Source organism: Pseudomonas sp. Pseusp21, assembly GCF_059492145.1.
The window spans coordinates 4,626,032-4,648,733 of the sequence record NZ_CP168520.1; the positions used below are offsets into that span (position 1 = coordinate 4,626,032).

The following is a 22,702-nucleotide window of genomic DNA, read 5'->3' on the forward strand; positions in this document are numbered from 1 at the left end:
TTGCAGCTTGTAGCTCGCATCTTGCCGCTGCCCTTAAATGCTCAGTCGCATCGACAGATCCACGGCCTTCACGTCCTTGGTCATCGCGCCGATCGAAATGTAATCCACCCCGGTCTGTGCGATCGGCAGCAGCGTGCTTTCGTTGATGCCGCCACTGGCTTCCAGTTTTGCCTTGCCGCCGTTCAGGCGCACGGCTTCGCGCATGTCGTCGAGGCTCAGCTCATCGAGCATGATGATGTCGGCTCCGGCGGCCAGCGCCTCCTTCAGCTCTTCCAGACTTTCCACTTCGATTTCCACCGGCTTGCCCGGGGCGATCTTGTGCGCAGCGGCAATGGCCTGCGGGATGCCGCCGCTGGCAGCGATGTGGTTTTCCTTGATCAGGAACGCGTCGTAGAGACCGATGCGATGGTTATGGCAACCGCCGCAGGTGACCGCGTATTTCTGCGCCAGACGCAGGCCCGGCAGGGTCTTGCGGGTGTCGAGCAGTTTTACCGAGGTCTCGGCGACGAAGTCCGCCAGGTACTGCGCGCGGGTCGCCACGCCCGACAGCAATTGCAGGAAGTTCAGGGCGCTGCGCTCGCCGGTCAGTAGTGAGCGGGCAGGGCCTTCCAGATGAAACAACGGCTGATTGGGCGAAACCCGTTCGCCATCGCGCACCTGCCAATGCACCGCCACCCGCGGATCGAGCTGGCGGAACACCGCATCGACCCAGGCCGTGCCACTGATGACGGCGGCGTCACGGGTGATGATGGTGGCTTTGGCCAGGCGTTCGGCCGGGATCAGTTGCGCGGTGATGTCGCCGCTGCCGATGTCTTCGAGCAACGCACGGCGCACGTTGGCTTCGATTTCGGCGGTCAAATCGGCGAGACGTAGATTCGGCATAACGGGCTCCACAAACTAAGTGGTCCGATTATAGGGGCATGGCGTCGGCCAACCCAAGGCGAGAACAGCCACGCAGCCCTGCATCCGGTCGATTTTCTTTGAGCAAACCCGATTCTGTCGTGGTCACTTCAAGGTGTCGGCGCATAGGGGAAACCCTGACGGCTCTGGCGCCGGAGACATCTTTTGCAAGATAATCCGCCTTGCATTTGACGCCATAGCTTTGACGTCGGCAAATCACCGTTTCAGGAGGCTTGGATGCACAACGACGGGAATGTAGTGCCTCTGCACAAGGCCACTACCGATCAGGCGCCTCACTCGCCGCTCGCCCGCCTGCCTGTGATTCTGCTTCAGGTTCGCGACAAGGCTGCCCAGCGCCTGCGCAACGGTTTGCAGGAGCTGTTCGATAACGCCGACGACACCCTGTTCGAAATGGCCGACCGGGCACGCAACGACGTCGAACAGAACATCTTTTTCGAAGCCATGCGCGACCTGCGCCTCAAGCGCAAGAACATCGAGCGTGGTTTTCTCGAGCAGTTTTTCGAAGCCTTTGTCGGCCTCACTCAATTCGATCCCGTTCCCGCCGTCCTGTCTCACGCCTTGCAATACGGGGACACGACAGCGCGCACCGATGACATGGAGCGCAGCGTCGCGGTCGAAACCATGGTCGGCCGCGTGCTCAATCGCGACGGCTTCGCCCTCGACCAACTGACCGCGCGGTTCAATGCGTTGTTGGGCAAGACTCTGGGCGATCATTACAACCCGCTGGGCCCGGCGATGCTTTGCGAGTACTTCCTGCAGGCCGGGCGCAATCTGGGGGTGGAGATCAAGGTCAAGCTGATCCTGCTCAAATTGTTCGAGCGCTATGTGCTGGCCGATACCGATCAACTCTACGCCGAAGCCAACCAACTGCTGATCGCCACGGGTGTGTTGCCCGAACTCAAGCCGGCACCGGCCCGTCGTGCCATCGATCAGGCCGTGGCCAGCGTGCAGAGCGAATTCGAGGGCGTCGACAAACCCCAGACCGATGCCGGCGTGCAGGAGGTCTTCGCCGCATTGCAGGAGTTGCTGCTGCACGTGCGCGGCACCGTCGCGCCGACCCTTGAACCCAGCGCTCCGGCGCAGCCGATTTCCACCCGCGACCTGCTGCGCCTGCTCTCGCACCTGCAGCAATACGTGCCGGCGCTGGCAGTGCAGGACGACTTCGATCTGCGCCATCAGCTTGAACAACTGCTGACGCGGGTCAGCGTACGCAGCGGCAAATCGCGAATTGTCGGCGGGGCTGACGAGGACGTGATCAATCTGGTGGCCATGGTCTTCGACTGCATCCTCGATGATCGCAACCTGCCGGATTCCCTCAAGGCGCTGATTGCCCGGTTGCAGATCCCGATGTTGAAGGTCGCGGTGATCGACAAAAGCTTCTTCAGCCGCAGCAGCCACCCGGCGCGCCGCCTGCTCAACGAAATCGCCGAGGCGGCGATGGGCTGGGGCGAGTGCGACGGTAATGCGCGCGACAGCCTGTACCTGCGCATCGAGCAAGTGGTGCAGCGCCTGCTGACGGATTTCGTCGATGACCCGGCGATTTTTTCCGAGTTGCTGGCGGACTTCCTCGCCTTCACCAGTGACGAGCGCCGTCGCAGCGAATTGCTTGAACAGCGTTTGCGCGATGCCGAAGAGGGCCGGGCGAAAACCGAACTGGCTCGCCAGCGGGTCGAGCAGGCGCTCAATCAGGCGTTGCTGGGCAAGGTCCTGCCACCGTCGGTGGTGACGTTCGTGCAGGACGCCTGGAGCAAGGTGTTGCTGCTGACCTGCCTCAAGCACGGCGATCAGTCCGCCGAATGGCAGGCCGACGTGCAGACCATGGAGCAATTGATCTGGAGCGTGCAGCGCCACGACGATGCCGAAGCCGGTCTGCGTCTGCTGGCGCTGGTGCCGGGGTTGCTCAAGTCATTGCGCGACGGCTTGAGCACTTCGGCCTTCGATCCGTTTGCCACCAGCGGCTTTTTCAGTGAGCTGGAAGCGCTGCATGTGCGGCTGCTCGAACCGTCCGGCGCACCGGATCAGTCCGTGCTGCCGGAAATGATCGAAGTGTCGCAGACGATTGTCCTGCAGATGGCCGACGACGGTCTCAAACCACGCACGCCAGCGCGTTTGCCAGCCGACGATGTCGGTCTGCGCCAGGTCGAACAGTTGCGTCTGGGCAGCTGGGTGGCGTTCGAGGAGGACGAAGAACACACTCTGCGCTGCAAACTGGCGGCGATCATCGAGGCGACCGGCAAGTACGTGTTCGTCGACCGCACCGGCATGAAAGTGCTGGAGCGCGACCGCACGGAACTGGCCCTGGCGTTTCGTCGCGGCGCGGTGCGGGCGCTGGACGACACCTTGCTGTTCGACCGGGCGCTCGAGTCGGTGCTCGGCAATCTGCGGCGGCTCAATCGCGGCAAGTGATCGCGCGCCGGGGGCCGATCACGGCATACTGGTCGCCAACACAGTCGGCGTTGAAGGAATCGGTATGCAGTTGGATCCCGCAAGCGGGTGGTGTCACGGGGTGCAGGTCTGCCCTTCGCCCAACTTCAATGAACGCCCGGCGGGCGAAGTCTCCCTGTTGGTCATCCACAACATCAGCCTGCCACCGGCGCAGTTCGCCACCGGCAAGGTCCAGGAATTTTTCCAGAATCGTCTGGATGTCACGGAACATCCCTACTTTGCGGGGATCGCCGACCTGCGCGTGTCTGCACATTTTCTGATCGAACGTGACGGCAAGGTCACCCAGTTTGTCTCCTGTCTTGAACGGGCCTGGCATGCCGGTGTTTCGATGTTCGAGGGACGGGAAACCTGTAACGATTTTTCCGTAGGCATCGAGCTGGAAGGCACCGATGATCTGCCGTTCACCGATGCGCAGTACCGGGCGCTGACCGCGCTGACCCGGCAGATACAGGCGGCGTTCCCGGCAATCACCGTCGAGCGCATCTGCGGGCACAGTGACATCGCCCCCGGACGCAAGACCGACCCCGGACCCGCATTCGACTGGGCACGCTACCGCGCCGCCCTGGCACAAGAGGAAGGACAATGAGTTTTCTGGTGTTACTGCTGGCGGTATGGATCGAGAAGTTCTCGGCTCTGCGCCAACGGGTGCAACGCGATGGCGGATGGATCCGCGAACTGCACAAGCTTGAAACCGGTGGGCTGGCGAAACAGCCGTGGCTGGTGCTGATTGTTCTGGTGCTGCTGCCGGTGGCATTGCTGGGCTTGTTGCTGCTGGTGCTGGAGCCGGTGGCCTATGGTCTGCTGGCATTGCCGGTGCATTTACTGGTGGTGATTTACAGCCTGGGGCGGGGTGACCTGCTCGGCGAACTCGGGCCGTTTCGCGACGCCTGGCGCCGCGAGGACCTGCAGGCCGCCGCCCATGTGGCCAAGCGTGATCTGAAAATCTGCGCCGAAAGCGGAGAACAATTGCTGGAGCAAGTGCAGCGGCATCTATTGTGGCAGGCCTACCAGAGCTTTTTTGCGGTGATTTTCTGGTACTTCCTGCTCGGTCCGGTGGCGGCACTGAGTTACCGCTTGCTGGCGCTGGCGGAGGAAAACGCCCAGAACCCGGCGGTGGCCGAACGGGCAGGGCAACTGCGTCATGCCTTCGACTGGGTGCCGGTGCGCCTGCTGGCGGCGAGCCTCGCCCTGGTCGGTAATTTCGTCGCGGTCAGTCGGGTGATGCTGCACGAGCTGCTGAACTGGAACATCAGCGCCGCGCAACTGATCAACAGGGTCGGGCTCGCGGCCGGGGAAATCCCGCCGGCCGCTGTCGGCCCCGAAGGCATCAACACCCTCGACTGCCTGTGGGAGTTGCTGCTGCGGGCGGCGGTGCTGTGGTATGCCGGATTTGCCCTGTGGACAGTGCTGGCGTAGGCCGTTCGAGTAATGAGGGGGGCAATCCCCCTCGTTAACCTTAAGTTACAAAACCTCCCTTCGATTTGAGCTATACAGAGATAGCGCCCGATAGTGGCTATCTGCTGTCGCCCCGCGCCTGCCAATAAAAACAAGAAAAAACCAAGGGAGACTTCCAGTGAAGAGCTTGCTCTATCCCGCCGTCTCGCTGATGAACCGCTTGAGCTTCGGCATGAAGTTCAGCCTGATCAGCGTGCTGTTCCTGGTGCCGATGCTGGTGACCAATTTCTATCTGGTGCGCGATTCCTACCGCGAATTCCAGGGCACCCGGGTCGAGCTGCAGAGCCTCGATCTGCTGGGCAGCAGCCTGACCCTTCGCCGGGATCTGGAAACCCTCAACAATCTGGTGCAGATCAATGTCACCCTCGGCCAGTCCGGAAAGGCCGGCAATGTTGAGGCGCAGATCACCAGTCTTGAGCAAAACGTTCTGGCGCGCCTGCAAGGGCTGACGCCCATGACCGAGGATCCGGAGCAGATCAAGTTCTTCGAGGCCAAGCGCGATGAAATGATCGCCGCGTTCAAGGCCCAGCAGGCGGAAAACTCTCTGCAAAGCAAAAGTGCGCTGATTGGCAAATTGCTCGGCAATGCGCAGATTTTCAGCCAGATCGTGGCCAGTCAGGCCGGATTGAGTCGCGACAACCAGAGCGACATACGCCAGCTCAGCGAGCTGATCACCGCGATCACGCCGGCCGTCACCCAGGCGTTGGGCGAAGGTCGGGCGATGGGCTCGTATTCATTGGGCCAGGGCTTTCTCAACAGTTCGTCGAGCACCCGCTTCGACGAGTTGCTGGTGCAGATCGAAAAGCTTCAGGCCGAATATGGCCTGAAATTGCAGGATGCGCTGGGTTCGAGCAAAGCCGCCCGTGACTCCCTGAGCGCCCCGGCCGATGCCAGCAAGGCGTCGCTGAAACAGGCCGGCACCCTGATCGAAGAACAAGTGGTGATGGCCGAAACCCTCGACGCCCCATGGCAGGGTTTTTATGACCAGCTCACCGGGCTGATGGACCAGACCTATCAGCTCAACGACGCCACCCTGAAATTCCTCGACACCCAATTGCAACAGCGCCTGGGGCAAAACCGTACGCACATGGTGCTGCAAGCCGTGGCGTTGTCGCTGGTGTTCGTGCTGATTTTCTATCTCTACGGTGGCTTCTATGCCTCGACCCGCGCCACCCTGAAAAACCTCGGCGCCATGATGGATAAAGTCGCGGCGGGCGACATGACGGTGAATTTCCACGCCAACAGCCGCGATGAACTCGGCGAGTTGGGCGAAGTGTTCAACGGTACGGTGAGGAAAATCCATGACCTGATCGAACGGGTCGGCCACACCGTTGGCGAGGTCGAGCGGCAGGCGGGGCAGGTGGAAAACGTCTCGGCGCAGAGCAATCAGGCGGTCGCCGGGCAACGCACACAGATCGAACAAGTGGCGACGGCGATGAACCAGATGTCGGCAACGTCGCTGGAGGTGGCACGCAGTGCGGCGGCAGCGGTCAGCAGCGCCCACAGCGTGAACGATGAAACCATCAATGGGCGCGGACTGGTGGAATCGCAGCAGGGCAGCATCGCGGCACTTGCGAGCGAAATCGATCAATCGGTGCTGGTGATCAACCAGTTGGCCAGCGACAGTCAGTCGATCAGTCGCGTTCTGGAAGTGATCAAGAGCATCGCCGAACAGACCAATCTGCTGGCGCTCAACGCCGCGATCGAGGCTGCGCGGGCCGGTGAGCAGGGGCGCGGTTTTGCCGTGGTCGCTGACGAAGTCCGCACGCTGGCCAAACGCACTCAGCAATCGACCGAAGAAATCGAGCAGATGATCGCCAAGCTCCATGGCGGCGTCGGCGCGGCAGTGAAGGCCATGGGCGTCAGCCATCAGATGGCCAACGGCACGGTGGGGCAGTCGGAGAAAGTCCAGCAGGCGCTGGAAAACATCCTCGGCGCTGTCGGCATGATCGTCGACCAGAACCAGCAGATCGCCGCCGCCGTCGAGCAGCAGACCGCCGTCGCCCACGATATCGACCAGAACATCGTCGAGATCAACCGTGCCGGCGAGCGCACTGCAGAAGGTGCACACCAGACCGAAGATGCCAGCCGTGCGTTGTCGGCGCAGGTGGTCGAGTTGAAGCAGTTGATCAGCGCGTTCCGGGTTTGAATCGACCTGCCTCCTCTGAGGCAGGTTTTTTCGGAATGGTTTGTAGTACTTTTTTGCCTGCATCTGTAAGCCCAATCCTGTTTTCCTCCAGGCGCTGGTTTTTCGGCTTCAATGAACCAAGATCAATTCATTGACCACTTGGAGGAGATCGCACATGTCCGTCGCAACCCTGGGCGTCCAGGGCCGCTGCGCCCACTGCCAGACCACGCTGGCACTCAAACCCTGGCAGCTGAATGCCATTTCGATTCACGAAGCGTTCACCTGCGCCCATTGCCAGAAAAGCCTGGAATTGCGTTGCCCCAAGCAGATCAAACGTTTCCGTTCGCTCGATTCACTCGGCCTGCTGCGCGCCAGTGCGCTGGTGACGGTGTGCACCGCGCTGCTGGTGGCCCTGGTGATGGAATGGGTGGGGCTGCTCAGCGTCACCGAACAACTGAACGGATCGCTGATCGCGATTTTCGTGTACTTCGCGGTGATTCGTTATGCCCGGCAGCGCCAGCACCTGACGCTGATTCTCGACGCGGCCAAGGCCCACGCCGACTGACTACCAGCCGAACACCTCGCAGCTGTTGGCGGTACTGGCGGCGGCGAGTTGTTGCGCACTGATGTTCATTAAAGTGGCCAGTGAGTCGCAGATCGCCGGCAAATGCGCCGGCGTATTGCGCACGCCGGGAAACATGGCGGGCGCCATGTCCGGTGAGTCGGTTTCCAGCACCACCGCGTCCAGCGGCAAGTCGGCCAGCACCCGATGCATGCGCAACGCCTGCGGCCAGGTCGGTGCGCCCCCGAGGCCAAGTTTGAAACCGAGCTTGATGTACTCCCGCGCTTCTTCACGGCTGCCAGCAAAGGCGTGGATGATGCCGGCGCGTTTGAGCTTGAAGCGCTTGAGCGTGGCGATCACCGCCGCATGGCTGCGTCGTACGTGGATCAGCGCCGGTAATTCGAAATCCGCCGCCAGTTGCAGCTGCGCTTCGAACAGCGCCTGCTGGCGTTCGCGGTCGAGGGTTTCGATGAAGTAATCCAGGCCGATTTCGCCGACCGCGCACAGCTGCCTATGACCCTTTAGCCGTGTCAGCCAGTCGCCCAGTGCCAGCAAGTCTTGCGGCCGATGCTGATCGAGATACACCGGGTGCAAACCGAGGGCCGCGTACAGATCGGCATCGCTTTGCACCAGATCCCACACCCGTTGCCAGTTACCCTCGTAGACCCCGAGCACCACCATTCGCCGCACCCCGAGGGCGCGGCTTTCGCTCAGCAGCACCGCGCGGTCGGCGTCAAAGTCAGGGAAGTCCAGATGGGTGTGGCTGTCGATCAGCTCCACGGCTCAGTCCCGGTGAATACGCTGCTTGAAGGTACGGGCGATGGCCTGCACGCCGGGCTGGTAGTCCGATTGTTCGACCGCCGCCAGCGCCAGTTCAAGCGCCTTGTCGGCGATCAACTGGTGCTGCTGGGCCATGGCGTTGACCGGCAGCGGCAGGAAGTCGAGCAACTGGGTGTCACCGAATGTGCCGAGACGCAGTGGGCGCGATTTGAGCGGGAAGTCATGCAGCGCGTCGAATACGCCCTGCAGCAGCACGTAGGACGTTGTCACCAGCGCATCCGGCAAATGCCCGAGGCGTTGCAGGAGTTCTTCCATCAACTGCTTGCCGCACTCGCGGCTGAAGGATTCGGCGTGTTCGATCAGCACTTCGCCCTTGAATCCGGCGAGGGCTTGCTTGAATCCGGCCGCACGTTCCTGGCTGATGCTCAGTTCCGGGCGGGCGCCCAGCAGCACGATCTGCTTCGGCTGCGGGTCGAGCAGGCTTTCGGTCAGGTGCAGGCTGGCTTCGCGGTCGTCGCTGACCACCGAGCAGAAATGCTCGGCATCCATCACCCGGTCGATGGCAATGATCGGCAGGCCCTTGGCCTGCAACTGGCGATAACTGTCGTCACCGGCCGGGAGACAACTGGCGACGATCAACGCATCGCAGCGCCGGGCGCGGAACAGTTGCAGCAGTTGTCGCTCGCTGTCCGGCGCATCGTCGGAGCTGGCGATCAGCAGCTGATAGCCCCGCGCCCGGGCGCCTTGCTCCAGCAGTTTGGCGATCCGCGCGTAACTGGGGTTTTCCAGATCCGGCAGGATAAAACCCAGGGTCCGGGTGTGCCGACTGCGCAGCCCGGCCGCCTGTGGATTGGGGGTAAAGCCGTGCAGTTCGACCACCGCCCGCACCCGCTCGACGGTGGCGTTGCTGATGCGTTGCTGTTCGGCCTTGCCGTTGATGACGTAGCTGGCGGTGGTCACGGACACTCCGGCCAACCGCGCGATATCACTGAGTTTCAACCCGGGATTTCCTTGTTTTTTCGAGCTTGCCGCGACATTTTCGCCAATCCTACCCGATTCAGGCAGGCGACCATTGTCTCAGCGCATCCGACAAGTTGGACTTCAAGGATGGGACATTATCGAGTAACGTGCCGATCAATCTAGATTAAACGTTTCAGCAAGCGTATTTTCTACGTTTTAGACGCCTTTGGCCGGTTCTGCCGTGAAACCGCCAAAACTGCCTCCTGAAAAGGATGGCCCATAGCGCCTAAGCTGCAACCATTCAAAACAATACCTGGCGCGCCACCGCGCCAAAAAGGAGATCGCATGCTCGAGCTCACTGTAGAGCAGATATCCATGGGCCAGTCGGCTGTGGATAAACCCGCCGCTTTGCAATTGCTGGCCAGTCATCTGGTCGCCGATGGTCTGGTCGCCGACGGATACCTCGCTGGCCTGCAGGCCCGGGAGGCTCAGGGCTCGACCTTCCTCGGCCAAGGCATTGCGATCCCCCACGGCACGCCCGAAACCCGCGATCAGGTGTTCGCCACCGGCGTGCGCCTGATGCAGTTCCCCGATGGCGTGGACTGGGGCGACGGCCAGATCGTTTATCTGGCCATCGGCATCGCCGCCAAATCCGACGAACACCTGCGCCTGCTGCAACTGCTGACCCGCGCTCTCGGCGAGACCGATCTGGGCCAGGCCCTGCGCCGCGCCAGTTCGCCGGAAGCACTGCTGAAACTGCTGCAAGGTGCGCCGCAAGAGCTGGCGCTGGATGCGCAGATGATCGGCCTCGGGGTCTCCGCCGACGATTTCGAAGAACTGGTCTGGCGTGGTGCGCGTCTGCTGCGCCAGGCCGATTGCGTGAGCAACGGTTTCGCCGGCGTGCTGCAGCAAGTCGAAGCGCTGCCGCTGGGCGATGGCCTGTGGTGGCTGCACAGCGAGCAGACCGTGAAGCGTCCGGGGCTGGCGTTCGTCACCCCGGACAAACCGATGCGTTACCTCGGCCAGCCGCTCAGCGGTCTGTTCTGTCTGGCCAGTCTGGGTGAAGCGCATCAGGCGTTGCTCGAACGGTTGTGCGCGTTGCTGATCGAAGGTCGCGGCCATGAACTGGGCCGCGCCACCAGCAGCCGTAAAGTCCTCGAAGTGCTTGGCGGTGAGTTGCCGGCCGACTGGCCGAGCGCACGTATCGCATTGGCCAACGCCCATGGTCTGCACGCGCGGCCGGCGAAAATCCTCGCGCAACTGGCGAAAAGTTTTGACGGCGAGATTCGTGTGCGCATCGTCGACGGTCAGGACAGCGCCGTATCGGTGAAGAGCCTGAGCAAACTGCTGAGCCTCGGCGCCCGTCGCGGGCAGGTGCTGGAAATCATCGCCGAGCCGAGCATTGCCGCTGACGCCTTGCCGGCGTTGCTGGCCGCCATCGAAGAAGGCCTCGGCGAAGAAGTCGAACCGTTGCCCGCAGTCAGTCAACAGCGCGAAGTGATTACGGACATTGCAGAAGTGCTGACCGCCCCGGCCTCCGGCAGTCTGCTGCAAGCGATTCCCGCCGCCCCCGGCATCGCCATCGGCCCGGCGCACATTCAAGTCCAGCAAACCATCGATTACCCGTTGCGCGGCGAGTCCGCCGCTATCGAGCGCGAGCGTCTCAAGCAAGCGCTGGCCGACGTGCGTCAGGACATTCAGGGCCTGATCGAGCGCAGCAAGGCCAAGGCGATCCGCGAGATTTTCATCACCCACCAGGAAATGCTCGACGACCCGGAACTCACCGACGAAGTCGACACCCGCCTCAAGCAGGGCGAAAGCGCCGAGGCGGCCTGGATGGCCGTGATCGAGGCCGCCGCAAAACAACAGGAAGCGTTGCAGGACGCGTTGCTCGCCGAACGTGCCGCCGACCTGCGCGACATTGGTCGTCGGGTGCTGGCGCAACTGTGTGGCGTGCAGACGCCCGCCGAGCCCGAGCAACCGTACATTCTGGTGATGGATGAAGTCGGCCCGTCCGACGTGGCGCGTCTGGATCCGGCGCGGGTGGCGGGGATTCTCACCGCACGGGGCGGCGCCACCGCCCACAGCGCCATCGTGGCTCGCGCGCTGGGGATTCCGGCGCTGGTCGGTGCGGGCGCTGCGGTGTTGCTGCTGAAGCCGGGCACGCCGTTGCTGCTCGACGGCCAGCGTGGGCGCCTGCATGTGGACGCGGATGCCGCGACCCTGCAACGCGCCAGCGAAGAACGCGACACCCGCCAACAACGCCTGAAAGCCGCCGCCGAACAACGCCATCAGCCGGCACACACCACCGATGGCCACGCTGTGGAAGTGTTCGCCAACATCGGTGAAAGCGCCGGTGTGATCAGTGCGGTGGAGCAGGGCGCCGAAGGCATCGGTCTGTTGCGCACCGAACTGATTTTCATGGCTCATCCACAGGCGCCGGACGAGGCGACTCAGGAAGCCGAATACCGCCGCGTCCTCGACGGCCTCGCCGGCCGGCCGCTGGTGGTGCGCACCCTCGATGTCGGCGGCGACAAACCGCTGCCGTATTGGCCGATTGCCAAGGAAGAAAACCCGTTCCTCGGCGTACGCGGGATTCGCCTGACCTTGCAGCGTCCGCAGATCATGGAGGCGCAATTGCGTGCCTTGCTCCGTTCGGCAGACAGCCGTCCTTTGCGGATCATGTTCCCGATGGTCGGCAGCGTCGAAGAGTGGCGTCAGGCCCGCGACATGACCGAACGCCTGCGTCTGGAAATCCCGGTTGCCGACCTGCAACTGGGGATCATGATCGAAGTGCCGTCCGCCGCACTGCTGGCGCCGGTGCTGGCCAAAGAGGTGGATTTCTTCAGCGTCGGCACCAACGACCTGACTCAGTACACGCTGGCGATCGACCGTGGACATCCGACCCTGTCCGCCCAGGCTGACGGCCTGCACCCGGCAGTGCTGCAACTGATCGACATCACCGTGCGCGCGGCCCATGCCCATGGCAAATGGGTCGGTGTGTGCGGCGAGCTGGCGGCGGATCCGCTGGCGGTGCCGGTGCTGGTCGGCCTCGGTGTGGATGAACTGAGTGTCTCCGGGCGCAGCATCGCCGAGGTCAAGGCACGCATCCGCGAACTCAGCCTGACGCAAACGCAAACCCTTGCTCAACAAGCCCTGGCCGTGGGCAGCGCCAACGAAGTGCGCGCATTAGTGGAGGCCCTGTAATGGCCAAGATTCTCACCCTGACCCTCAACCCGGCGCTGGACCTTACGGTGCAGTTGCCACGTCTTGAGGCCGGTCAGGTCAACCGCAGCGACGAGATGCACACCCACGCCGCCGGCAAGGGCGTCAACGTTGCGCAAGTGCTGGCCGACCTCGGTCATCAACTGACGGTCAGCGGCTTTCTCGGCGAAGACAATCTGCAAGCGTTCGAAACCCTGTTCGCCAAGCGCGGTTTCACCGATGCGTTTATCCGGGTGCCCGGCGAGACCCGCAGCAACATCAAGGTCGCGGAACAGGATGGCCGCATCACCGACATCAACGGCCCGGGGCCGGTGGTCGGCGTGGTGGCGCAACAGGCGTTGCTGGATCGACTGGTGCAGATCGCGCCGGGGCATGACGCGGTTGTAGTTGCGGGCAGCTTGCCGCGCGGAGTCACTGCACAGTGGTTGCGCGAACTGGTCGAACGCTTGAAAACGTTGGGCCTGAAAGTCGCCCTGGACACCAGCGGCGACGCCTTGCGCGCGGCGCTCAAGGCCGGCCCGTGGCTGATCAAGCCGAACACCGAAGAGCTGGCCGATGCGCTGGGCTGTGAAGTGGTGTCCCACGCGTCTCAGGCCGAAGCGGCCAATCGGCTGCACGCCCAAGGCATCGAGCATGTGGTGATTTCCCATGGCGCCGAGGGTGTGAACTGGTACAGCGTCGGCTCGGCGCTGCATGCGACGCCGCCGAAGGTCAGCGTCGCCAGCACGGTCGGTGCCGGCGATTCGTTGCTGGCCGGCATGCTCCACGGCCTGCTCAGCGCCGACACGCCGGAACAAACCCTGCGCACGGCCACCGCAATTGCGGCGCAGGCGGTGACCCAGATCGGATTCGGTATTCACGATGCTGCGCAACTGACGCAGCTCGAACAGGGCGTGCGCGTGCGCCCCCTGACAGAACAATAAGAGGGTTTGTCATGAAGTTAGCCATTGTCACGGCCTGCCCTAACGGCATGGTCACCAGTGTGCTGTGCGCCCGGCTGCTGGATGCCGCGGCCCAGCGTCAGGGCTGGAGCACCAGCGTCGAAGTGGTGGATGCCGCGCACCCGGAACGCGAGTTGTCAGCGGCCACCATCGAAGCCGCCGAGTGGGTGTTGCTGGTGACCACGGGACCGGTGGACATGACCCGGTTCATCGGCAAGAAAGTCTTTCGGATCGCGCCGGCGCAAGCCCTGCAGGATGTTGAAGACGTGCTGCGGCGTGGCGCCGTCGAGGCGCAGGTTTACGTCGCTGACGAAACGCCGCCCGTGGTTGCCAGCGCGCAAGCGCCGCGTCTGGTCGCGGTCACTGCATGCCCGACCGGCGTCGCCCACACCTTCATGGCCGCCGAAGCCTTGCAGCAAGCCGCCAAGCGTCTGGGCTACGACCTGCAAGTCGAAACCCAGGGCTCGGTCGGCGCGCGAAATCCGCTGAGCGCAACCGCGATTGCCGAGGCTGACGTAGTGCTGCTGGCGGCTGACATTGAAGTCGCCACCGAGCGTTTCGCCGGCAAGAAAATCTACCGCTGCAGCACCGGCATTGCGTTGAAGCAATCCGAAGCCACGCTGAAAAAAGCCCTGGCCGAAGGTGTCGTTGAAAACGCTGCCGGCGACGGCAAGGCCCCGGCCAAACAAGAGAAAAGCGGCGTCTACAAACACCTGCTGACCGGTGTGTCGTTCATGCTGCCGATGGTGGTAGCGGGCGGTCTGATGATCGCCTTGTCGTTCGTGTTCGGCATCACCGCGTTCAAGGAAGAGGGCACGCTGGCGGCGGCGCTGATGCAGATCGGTGGCGAGACCGCGTTCAAATTGATGGTGCCGCTGCTGGCCGGTTACATCGCCTGGTCGATTGCCGACCGTCCCGGACTCGCACCGGGGATGATCGGCGGTTTGCTGGCGAGCACCCTGGGCGCCGGATTCATCGGTGGGATCGTTGCCGGGTTTATCGCAGGCTATGCCGCCAAAGCAATCAGTCGCTATGTGGCGCTGCCGCAAAGTCTCGAAGCGCTGAAACCGATTCTGATCATCCCGTTGTTCGCCAGTCTGTTCACCGGACTGGTGATGATTTACGTGGTCGGCAAACCGGTGGCCGGGATGCTTGCGGCGCTCACACATTTTCTCGACAGCATGGGCACCACCAACGCGATCCTGCTCGGTGTGCTGCTGGGCGGCATGATGTGCGTCGACCTCGGCGGGCCGATCAACAAGGCCGCGTATGCGTTCTCGGTGGGGCTGCTCGCCTCGCAGAGTTATGCACCGATGGCCGCGACCATGGCCGCCGGCATGGTGCCGCCGATCGGTCTGGGCATCGCCACGTTCATCGCCCGACGCAAGTTCGCCCAGACTGAACGCGAGGCCGGTAAAGCGGCGCTGGTGCTCGGGTTGTGCTTCATCTCCGAAGGGGCGATTCCGTTTGCCGCGAAAGACCCTTTGCGGGTGATCCCGGCGAGCATTGCCGGCGGTGCGCTGACCGGTGCGCTGTCGATGTACTTCGGCTGCAAACTGATGGCGCCCCACGGTGGGCTGTTCGTGCTGGCGATTCCGAATGCGATCAACCATGCGCTGTTGTACCTGCTGGCGATTGTCGCGGGCAGTCTGCTGACGGCGGTGGTGTATGCGCTGGTCAAACGCCCGGAAGCCGTGGAACTGGCGCTGGAGCCCGCGAAGGCGTGAGGTGTCACACCCTTTTCATCTAGCAGTGCTTAAGTTTTCCTTTTTTCAGGGAGAACACCATGAGCGATTTCAATCCCGGTCGCCGGCGCGTGATGCAAGCCGTCGGCGCCGGACTGCTGATGCCGGGGCTGGCGCCGGCCGTGATCGCGTCGGTCAAGGATCGACCGCAACTGACTGACGGCGTGCAATCCGGCGACCTGCAGGGTGGCCGCGCGATGATCTGGAGCCGCGCCGACCGCCCGGCACAGATGGTGGTGGAATGGGACACCCGCAGCCAGTTCCGCCATCCGCGCCGCGTGGTTTCGGCGCTGGCCGATGCCCGCAGCGATTTCACCGCCCGCGTCGAACTCACCGGGTTGCCGGCCGATCAGGCGATTTTCTACCGCGTGTATTTCAAGGACGCCCGCACCGGCGTCGCCAGTGAACCGTGGCTTGGCCACTTGCGCAGTGCACCGACTGCGCGGCGCAATCTCCGTTTTGTCTGGAGCGGCGACACCGTCGGCCAGGGCTTCGGCATCAACCCCGATATCGGCGGCATGCGCATTTATGAAGCGATGCGCATGCGCTTGCCGGACTTCTTTATCCACAGCGGCGACACCATCTACGCCGACGGCCCGGTGCCGGCGCAGCTGACCACCGAGGGTGGCCGGACCTGGCGCAACCTCACCACGGAAGCCAAGAGCAAGGTCGCCCAGACCCTCGACGATTATCGCGGCAATTACCGCTACAACCTGATGGACGAAAACGTCCGTCGCTTCAACGCCGAAGTGCCGCAGATCTGGCAGTGGGACGACCATGAAGTGGTCAACAACTGGTCGCCGGGCAAGCAGCTCGACGATCGTTATCAGGAAAAAAATATCCACACCCTGGTCGGCCGTGCGCGTCAGGCCTGGCTCGAATATTCGCCGATGCGCCGTCAGGCAGCGGACGGTGGCGGGCGGATCTATCGCAAGCTGAGTTACGGGCCGATGCTCGATGTGTTCGTGCTCGACATGCGCAGTTATCGCGGGGCCAACGACGACAATCTCGGGGCGGAAAAGCCGTTCCTCGGGCGGGAGCAACTGAACTGGCTCAAGCGTGGATTGAAGGCCTCGAAAGCCCAGTGGAAAGTGATTGCCGCCGACATGCCGATCGGTCTCGGCGTGCCCGACGGTGAAGTCAGTCCCGGTGTTGCACGCTGGGAAGCGGTGGCCAACGGCGACCCCGGTCCGGCCCAGGGGCGCGAGCTGGAAGTGGCCGAATTGCTCGGGTTCCTGCGGGCACATCAGGTGCGCAATTTCGTGTTCCTGACGGCAGACGTGCATTACTGCGCGGCGCATCATTACCACCCGGATCGCGCGGCGTTCCAGGATTTCGAACCGTTCTGGGAGTTTGTCGCAGGGCCGTTGAACGCCGGCAGTTTCGGCCCCAATCCGCTGGACAAGACCTTCGGCCCGCAAGTGGTGTTTCAGAAAGCGCCACCGACGCAAAACGCTTCACCGTTTGCCGGTTTTCAGTTTTTCGGCGAAGTGAACATTGAGGGGCAGAGCGGGGAGATGAGCGTGGTGTTGCGGGATCTGGAGGGGGTTGCGGTGTTTGAGCAGAAGCTGCAGCCGGTCTGAATGCAGCGCTGAAGCTGTGGGAGCAAGCTTGCTCCCACAGTTATCCAAGGTGAATCAGTAAACGTCGCGGCGATAGCGACCCTGTTCGATCAGGCGTTCGACTTCGGCAGCGCCCAGCACTTCATTGAGCACCTGATCCACGCCCGACGCCATCCCTTGAAGGCTGCCGCAGATGTAGATCACTGCACCGTCCGCCAGCCATTTCTTCAACTCGCCGGCCGATTCGCGCAGGCGATCCTGCACGTAAATCTTCTCGGCCTGATCCCGCGAGAACGCCAGATCGAGGCGTTCCAGATCGCCATTGATCAACCACTCTTCCAGCTCTGCGCGGCAGAGGAAGTCGTGCTCGCGATTGCGTTCGCCAAACAACAGCCAGTGGCGCTGTTGGTTGTCGGCGATCCGTGCCTTGAGCAAGCTGCGCAGCCCGGCAAGGCCGGTGCCGTTGCCCAGCAGGATCATCGGCACCGGAGCGTTCGGCAGGTGGAAACCGCTGTTGCGGCGGACCCGCAGGCTGATGCTGCCGCCGATCTGCGCATGCTCGGTCAGCCAGCCGGAGCCGATGCCGAGGCTGCCATCGGCATGCTGTTCTTGCCGCACGATCAGTTCCAGTACGCCGTCGGCGGCAATCGAGGCGATCGAGTATTCGCGCATGGCCAACGGCACCATCGCATCGACCAGCGCCTGGGCGTGCAGGCCCACCAGATGGGCGCGGTGCTCGGGCAACTGGCGGCTGGCGAGGGCCACTTCCAGCGACTCCTGCAGGCCGTTGACCTTGACGCTGGTTTCGCCACGGATGCCGAGGCCGTCGAGGAAATGCTCGATGGCCCACGGGCAGTTGCGCGGCAGCACTTCCACCAGGTCACCGGCCAGCCAGCTGCGAGAAGTCGGCGCGGTCAGGCCGAGCAGGAAAACCGGGGCGCCGGCGCTGTCCGGGTTCATCAGCTCGCGGCGCACCAGTGTCCAGTTCTCGTAGCTCGGTGCCTGCCAGGTGTCGACCGGTGCTTGCCCGGTGAGCAGGCCGAGCTGGGTCTGCCAGTGACGCAGCGCGTAAGGATCGCCGCTGTCGACTTCGACCGGGGCGAACAGGGTCTTGCCACCGTGTTCGCCCAGCCATTGATGCAGGCGTCGGGCGAAACCGCAGAAGTGTTGATACTGCCGATCGCCAAGGCCGAGTACGGCGTAGTTGAGGCTGTCGAGGGTCGAGGCGTTGTTCAGCACTTTGCGTTCGAAACCGCGCGCGCTGTCCGGCGCTTCGCCGTCGCCGAAGGTACTGACCACGAACAGCGCGTTGTTTGATTCGCGCAGATTCTGCTCGCTGACATTCGCCAGCGGCTGCACCTTCACCGGCAATCCGGCGGCCTGCAATTGCCCGGCGGTCTGCCACGCCAGTTGCTCGGCAAAACCGCTCTGGCTGGCGAAGCCGATCAGCCACGCCGGCGTATCGCCGGCCGGTTGGTCGAGGCCTTTGCGGGCATCCTTGATCTGCTTTTTCTTGCGTCGGCGATCCAGATAAAGCAACCAGCCGGTGATGAAGAACAGCGGCATCAAGACGGCCGCGACGGTGACGATGATCCGCCCGACCAGCCCGAAATAGCTGCCGACGTGCAGCGCGTAAATGCTGGTCAGCAATTGCGCCTTGAAGCTCTTGTCGGCGTAGCGGTCGACGCGTTTGACCACACCGGTGGCCGGGTCGAGGGTGATCTGGTTCAGCGCGCGGTCATGGGGCGAGCTGTCGAGCAGGTAGAACACGGTCGCCGGTTGGCCGGCCACCGGCGGCATGCGGATGTTGTAGGAAGCGAGGCCCGGGCCTGCGGTGCTGTAGATGCTGAGCCACATGGCGGCGTAATCGGCAGTCGGCGCCGGACCTTCAGGCGCCGGGCCACGACCACCGCGCACGCGCTCGTTTTGCGGTGCATCGGAAAGCAGTCGGGTCAGGCCCTTGTTGTACCACTCGTAGGACCAGGACAGTCCGGTCAGTGCCAGCAGCAGGTAAACCAGCATGCACCAGGTGCCGAACACCGAGTGCAGATCCCAGTTGAAGCTGCGGCCCTTTTTCTTCCAGTCGAGGGTCAGCCACACGCGCCAGCTGTGCCACTGGCGCGGCCAGCGCAGGTACAGGCCGGACAGGCAGAAGAACAGCAGCATCAGGGTGCAGGCGCCGGTGATGTTGCGGCCGGTATCGCCCATGGCGAGGAACCGGTGCAGTTGCAGCATCAGGCCGAAGAAGTCCTGGCCGGTGGCGTCGCCCTTGAACTCGGCGGTGTAAGGATCGAAGTAGCGCATCTCGCCCCGGCGCTCGCCTTTGGGCGGGGTGAACCAGACACGTCCGGCGCTGCCGCTTTCGGTCTCGACCGAGAGCATCGAGACTTTCTTGCCCGAGGCCGCTTCGATGTGCGCCACCAGATCGGCGGGGGGCAGCACGCCGGCGACCTGCTTCTCTACCTGCAACACCGAAGGGTTGAGGGCTTTGAGAATTTCGTCCTGAAACGAATAGGCAGCGCCGGTGATGCCCATCAGGGCCAGCACCAGCCCGGCAGTGATGCCAAAAAACCAGTGCAACTGGAACAGGGTTTTCTTCAACACGTTGCTTGCCTTGTCCGTTCGGAGGTTGTGTTCACGGCGTGCATTATGCCGTGGCCTATCGAGAAACGTTCTTTATTACGCACAAAAGCCCCGCTCAAATGAATGAACGGGGCTCGGTACTTCCCGCTTCGATCAGAAGTGGAAGTTGGTGCTCAGCAATGCCGTACGGCCCGCCGCCTGATTGGCGAAGTGGGTCGAGAAGGCCTTGTCGTAGTAGGTCTCGTTGGTCAGGTTCTGCACGTTCAGTTGCAGGTCGACGTTCTTGCTCAGCTTGTACGCCGCCATCGCGTCGTAGCGAACGTAGGAATCGACCATGGTGGTGTTGGCCACGTTGCCGAATACGTCATCCACATAGAACGCACCGCCACCGATGGTCAGCTTCGGCGTGACCTGGTAAGTGGTCCACAGGCTGGCGCTGTTCTTCGGCGTGTTGGGCAACTCGTTACCGTTGTTGGCCTTGTTGGCCGGCAGGTCACCACCGTCCACCTGTTCGCTGTCCATGTAGGCGTAGCCGGCGAACACTTGCCACTTGTCGGTGATCTTGCCGCTGGCGGACAACTCGATACCTTGTACACGAGTCTTGCCGGCGTTTTCGTACGAGGTGGTATCGACCTGGACACGCGCGTTTTCTTTCTCGGTGCGGAAGATGTCGGCGGTCAGCGACAGGCGATCGTTCAGCAGATCCCACTTGGTACCGACTTCGTAGTTCTTGGTGGTTTCCGGCTCCATGTCGCTCTTGAGCAGGTTGCCATTGCGATCCGGCGTGCCGCCCAGCGGGTTGCCTTCCTGACCTTCACCCAGGGTGTTGCCCGGCGGAGTGGCGGAGGTGGCGTAGGACGCATAGATGCTGCCGTTCTCTGCCGGTTTGTAGACGATGCCGAACTGACCGGTGACGAACTCGCTGGTGTCCGAACCCTTGGAGGTGGTGCGGCCAGCGTTGGTGTAAGTCTTGTAGCCGGTTTCGAAGTGGTCGTAACGCAGGCCCATGTTCACCAGCCATTGCTCGGACAGCTCGAGGGTGTCGAACGCATACAGTGCGTAGGTATCGGACTGGGTGTCGGTGCCGGCGTAGTTGCGCGAAATGGCGCCGTTCCACGGATCGTTCGGCGTCGGGTTCGACAGCGAGGTGCAGTTGTAGCCGCTGGCGGCGCCGATCAGACCCGGGTTGCAGTTGGTGGTCACGGCCGAGGTGCGCGGCGTGGTGTCGGTGTTGACGTTGTACGAGGATTTGCTGCTTTCCTCACGGGTGTACTCGACACCGGTGGAGAAGCTGTTCTTGAAGCCGGCAACGTAGAAGTTGCCGAACAGATCGGTCTGGTTGGTGGTGGTCTCGGTGTTGCTCACACGAGTGTTCGCACGACGCCAGACGCTGCCGTTGTTCACGTTGCCCTTGCTGTCGTCCGGCTGGGTCAGGATGTAATCCTGCATGCTGGTGCCGTGACGCAGGGTGTTCTTGATCGTCAGCGAGTCGCTCAGGTCATGCTCGATGGCGAAGGTCGCGGTGTCGGTGCGGCCCTTGCGGAAGTCGCGGTCCAGACCGTAGAAATTGCTGTGATCGCCGCCGGCGTACGGTTTGTCCGGGCTGGACTTGGTGCGCGCCGCCGAGCCACCGGCCGGGATGGTGTAAGGGATGCCCGAATCCGGGGTGTCGTTGCTTTCGAGATGGTAGTAATCGAGGTTGACGCGAGTGTCGGTGCCCAGGCCGAAGGCCAGGGACGGCGCGATGCCCCAGCGGTCGTAGTCGACCTTGTCGCGACCGGCGACGTTGCTCTCGTGGCTCATCAGGTTCAGACGGCCGGCAGCGGTGTCGCTGAACTGGTAGTTGCCATCCATGGTGTAGCGCTGGGTCTGGTCGGAGCCCCAGGTGAAGCCACCGTCGAACGAGTTGCCCAAGTGGGCTTTCTTGCTCACCAGGTTGATGCTGCCGCCGGCTGCGCCGCGACCGCCGATGGCGGAGTTCGGGCCCTTGCTGACTTCGATGTTTTCCACGGCGAAGATTTCGCGGCTCTGGGAGCCGGTGTCGCGCACGCCGTCGAGGTAGGTGTCGCCCTGGGCGTCGAAACCACGGATGAACGGACGGTCGCCCTGCGGGTTGCCGCCTTCACCGGCACCGAAGGTGATGCCCGGTACGGTGCGCAGCGCATCCTGCATGTTCAGGGCGCCGGTGTCTTTCAGCACTTGTTGCGGGATAACGGTGACCGAACGCGGGGTATCAACCAGCGGCGCGGTGTACTTGGGCGAGGAGGCTTTCTCGACCTGGTAGGAGGTCGAGTCCTGGGCTTCGCCGGTGATGGCGGTGGCGTCCAGGGCGATGGCATTGCCGGTGGCTTTGCTGTCGGTTTTTTCGGCGGCGAACACCATGTGGCCTGCGGAGCCGGCGGTGATCGCCACGCCGATGGCGGAAGCGAGCAGACGTGGTGAACTGACCGGTACTTGTGCTGGTTGACGTGCCATTTTTATTCCCCTCCCCAAGGATTTGAGGCGGCGGAATATAGGGTAAACAGGTATTCGTATCAATTGCGAAACATTACTATTCGCGACAAATTTACATTCTTTACAATTTAACCTTACGGTTTTTACCAGTTCATTCGTCTAGCGGGTTTTACACAGTCAATAAGAATCAATACCATTGGCATCCTTTTGCCATCTGGTGACGTCGCCATGCTCCTGCACATCCCCGCGCTGTTCGAGAAAGACGAAGTGCAGCGCATTCGCGAGGCGCTGGAACAAGCGGACTGGGCCGATGGCAAGATCACCGCCGGCTATCAATCGGCCAAGGCCAAGCACAATCTGCAACTGCCCGAAGGCCATCCGCTGGCCAAGGAAATCGGCGCGGCGATGCTCGAACGGCTGTGGAAAAATCCGTTGTTCATGTCTGCCGCGCTGCCGCACAAGGTATTTCCGCCGTTACTCAACTGCTACACGGCGGGTGGCAGTTTCGATTTTCACATCGACAATGCCGTACGCCAGCCCAAGGGCAGCATCGAACGGGTACGCACTGATCTGTCGGCCACGCTGTTCTTCAGCGAACCCGAGGACTACGACGGCGGCGAGCTGGAAATCCAGGACACCTTCGGCACCCAGCGGGTAAAACTGCCCGCCGGCGATATGGTGCTGTACCCCGGCACCAGCCTGCACAAGGTCAACGCGGTGACTCGCGGTGCGCGCTATGCCTCGTTCTTCTGGACTCAAAGCCTGGTGCGCGAGGACAGCCAACGCGCGTTGCTGTTCGAGATGGACGGTGCGATCCAGCTGCTTACCCAGGACATGCCCGATCACCCTTCGCTGATCCGCCTCACCGGCACCTATCACAACCTGCTGCGTCGCTGGGTCGAGGTATAAGTGGCGGACTTTCGTTTGCGCCGCGAAGAAGT

The 22,702-nt window shown here is 62.7% G+C and carries 15 protein-coding genes and 1 pseudogene; 11 read left to right on the forward strand and 5 right to left on the reverse strand.

Translation table 11 applies throughout. The features are described from left to right. Nucleotides 1-33: 33 nt before the first annotated feature. Nucleotides 34-882: a carboxylating nicotinate-nucleotide diphosphorylase gene (gene nadC, locus ACEN93_RS20900; RefSeq protein WP_007953729.1), complete on the reverse strand. Its 849-nt coding sequence runs from the start codon at nucleotides 880-882 to the stop codon at nucleotides 34-36. A 255-nt stretch (nucleotides 883-1,137) separates the two neighbouring features. Here nadC and ACEN93_RS20905 point away from each other — a divergent pair, with 255 nt between their 5' ends. The 6 genes and pseudogenes from ACEN93_RS20905 to ACEN93_RS20930 all read left to right on the forward strand — a co-directional run bounded on the left by ACEN93_RS20905 (nucleotide 1,138) and on the right by ACEN93_RS20930 (nucleotide 7,514). Continuing rightward, entirely contained in the window at nucleotides 1,138-3,327 is a 2,190-nt protein-coding gene (locus ACEN93_RS20905; RefSeq protein ID WP_039769182.1) for a DUF1631 domain-containing protein, read from the forward strand. Nucleotides 3,328-3,391: 64 nt separating this feature from the next. After that, entirely contained in the window at nucleotides 3,392-3,952 is a 561-nt protein-coding gene (ampD, locus tag ACEN93_RS20910; protein WP_074691898.1) for a 1,6-anhydro-N-acetylmuramyl-L-alanine amidase AmpD, read from the forward strand. Beyond that, nucleotides 3,949-4,782: a regulatory signaling modulator protein AmpE gene (gene ampE, locus ACEN93_RS20915; protein WP_414882892.1), complete on the forward strand. Its 834-nt coding sequence runs from the start codon at nucleotides 3,949-3,951 to the stop codon at nucleotides 4,780-4,782. The genes ampD and ampE overlap by 4 nt, the downstream gene beginning before the upstream one ends. A gap of 1,126 nt (nucleotides 4,783-5,908) precedes the next feature. Beyond that, a pseudogene (locus ACEN93_RS20920) lies at nucleotides 5,909-6,112 on the forward strand (HAMP domain-containing protein); the annotation flags it as partial. A 153-nt stretch (nucleotides 6,113-6,265) separates the two neighbouring features. Continuing rightward, on the forward strand, nucleotides 6,266-6,970 hold the full coding sequence (locus tag ACEN93_RS20925; RefSeq protein WP_371857714.1) for a methyl-accepting chemotaxis protein: 705 nt from the start codon (nucleotides 6,266-6,268) through the stop codon (nucleotides 6,968-6,970). Nucleotides 6,971-7,124: 154 nt separating this feature from the next. Continuing rightward, nucleotides 7,125-7,514 carry a hypothetical protein gene (locus ACEN93_RS20930; protein WP_039769189.1) on the forward strand — a complete coding sequence of 130 codons (390 nt, stop codon included), beginning with the start codon at nucleotides 7,125-7,127 and terminating at the stop codon, nucleotides 7,512-7,514. On the opposite strand, the gene ACEN93_RS20935 is transcribed toward ACEN93_RS20930, so the two are convergent. Both ACEN93_RS20935 and cra read right to left on the reverse strand, forming a co-directional pair. Continuing rightward, nucleotides 7,515-8,291: a TatD family hydrolase gene (locus ACEN93_RS20935; protein WP_495610462.1), complete on the reverse strand. Its 777-nt coding sequence runs from the start codon at nucleotides 8,289-8,291 to the stop codon at nucleotides 7,515-7,517. It lies immediately after the preceding gene. Between the two features lie 3 nt (nucleotides 8,292-8,294). Continuing rightward, nucleotides 8,295-9,290 carry a catabolite repressor/activator gene (cra, locus tag ACEN93_RS20940; RefSeq protein WP_495610463.1) on the reverse strand — a complete coding sequence of 332 codons (996 nt, stop codon included), beginning with the start codon at nucleotides 9,288-9,290 and terminating at the stop codon, nucleotides 8,295-8,297. A 306-nt stretch (nucleotides 9,291-9,596) separates the two neighbouring features. Between cra and ptsP the strand changes: the two genes are divergently transcribed. Genes ptsP through ACEN93_RS20960 form a run of 4 tightly spaced genes read left to right on the forward strand, consistent with a single transcriptional unit; the run spans nucleotide 9,597 to nucleotide 16,745 of the window. Next, entirely contained in the window at nucleotides 9,597-12,458 is a 2,862-nt protein-coding gene (gene ptsP / locus ACEN93_RS20945) for a phosphoenolpyruvate--protein phosphotransferase (RefSeq protein WP_103385637.1), read from the forward strand. Next, nucleotides 12,458-13,399 (forward strand): 1-phosphofructokinase, encoded by a 942-nt coding sequence (pfkB, locus tag ACEN93_RS20950; RefSeq protein ID WP_103385638.1) that lies wholly within the window; start codon nucleotides 12,458-12,460, stop codon nucleotides 13,397-13,399. Before ptsP ends, pfkB begins: the two co-directional genes overlap by 1 nt. Before the next feature lie 11 nt (nucleotides 13,400-13,410). After that, nucleotides 13,411-15,144, forward strand: coding sequence for a PTS fructose-like transporter subunit IIB (locus tag ACEN93_RS20955; RefSeq protein ID WP_074691877.1), 1,734 nt, complete (start codon nucleotides 13,411-13,413; stop codon nucleotides 15,142-15,144). A gap of 59 nt (nucleotides 15,145-15,203) precedes the next feature. Then, a complete protein-coding gene (locus ACEN93_RS20960; RefSeq protein WP_495610464.1) occupies nucleotides 15,204-16,745 on the forward strand; it encodes an alkaline phosphatase D family protein in 1,542 nt (513 codons plus the stop codon). Between the two features lie 54 nt (nucleotides 16,746-16,799). Here the strand turns inward: ACEN93_RS20960 and ACEN93_RS20965 are convergent, their stop codons facing one another. Further along, complete coding sequence (locus tag ACEN93_RS20965) at nucleotides 16,800-19,328, reverse strand: PepSY domain-containing protein (protein WP_414882886.1); 2,529 nt, start codon at nucleotides 19,326-19,328, stop codon at nucleotides 16,800-16,802. Between the two features lie 132 nt (nucleotides 19,329-19,460). Next, on the reverse strand, nucleotides 19,461-21,782 hold the full coding sequence (locus ACEN93_RS20970; RefSeq protein ID WP_039769206.1) for a TonB-dependent receptor: 2,322 nt from the start codon (nucleotides 21,780-21,782) through the stop codon (nucleotides 19,461-19,463). A gap of 207 nt (nucleotides 21,783-21,989) precedes the next feature. Between ACEN93_RS20970 and ACEN93_RS20975 the strand changes: the two genes are divergently transcribed. After that, nucleotides 21,990-22,670, forward strand: a complete 681-nt coding sequence (locus ACEN93_RS20975; RefSeq protein ID WP_103385640.1) for a Fe2+-dependent dioxygenase — start codon at nucleotides 21,990-21,992, stop codon at nucleotides 22,668-22,670. The last annotated feature ends 32 nt before the right edge of the window (nucleotides 22,671-22,702 follow it).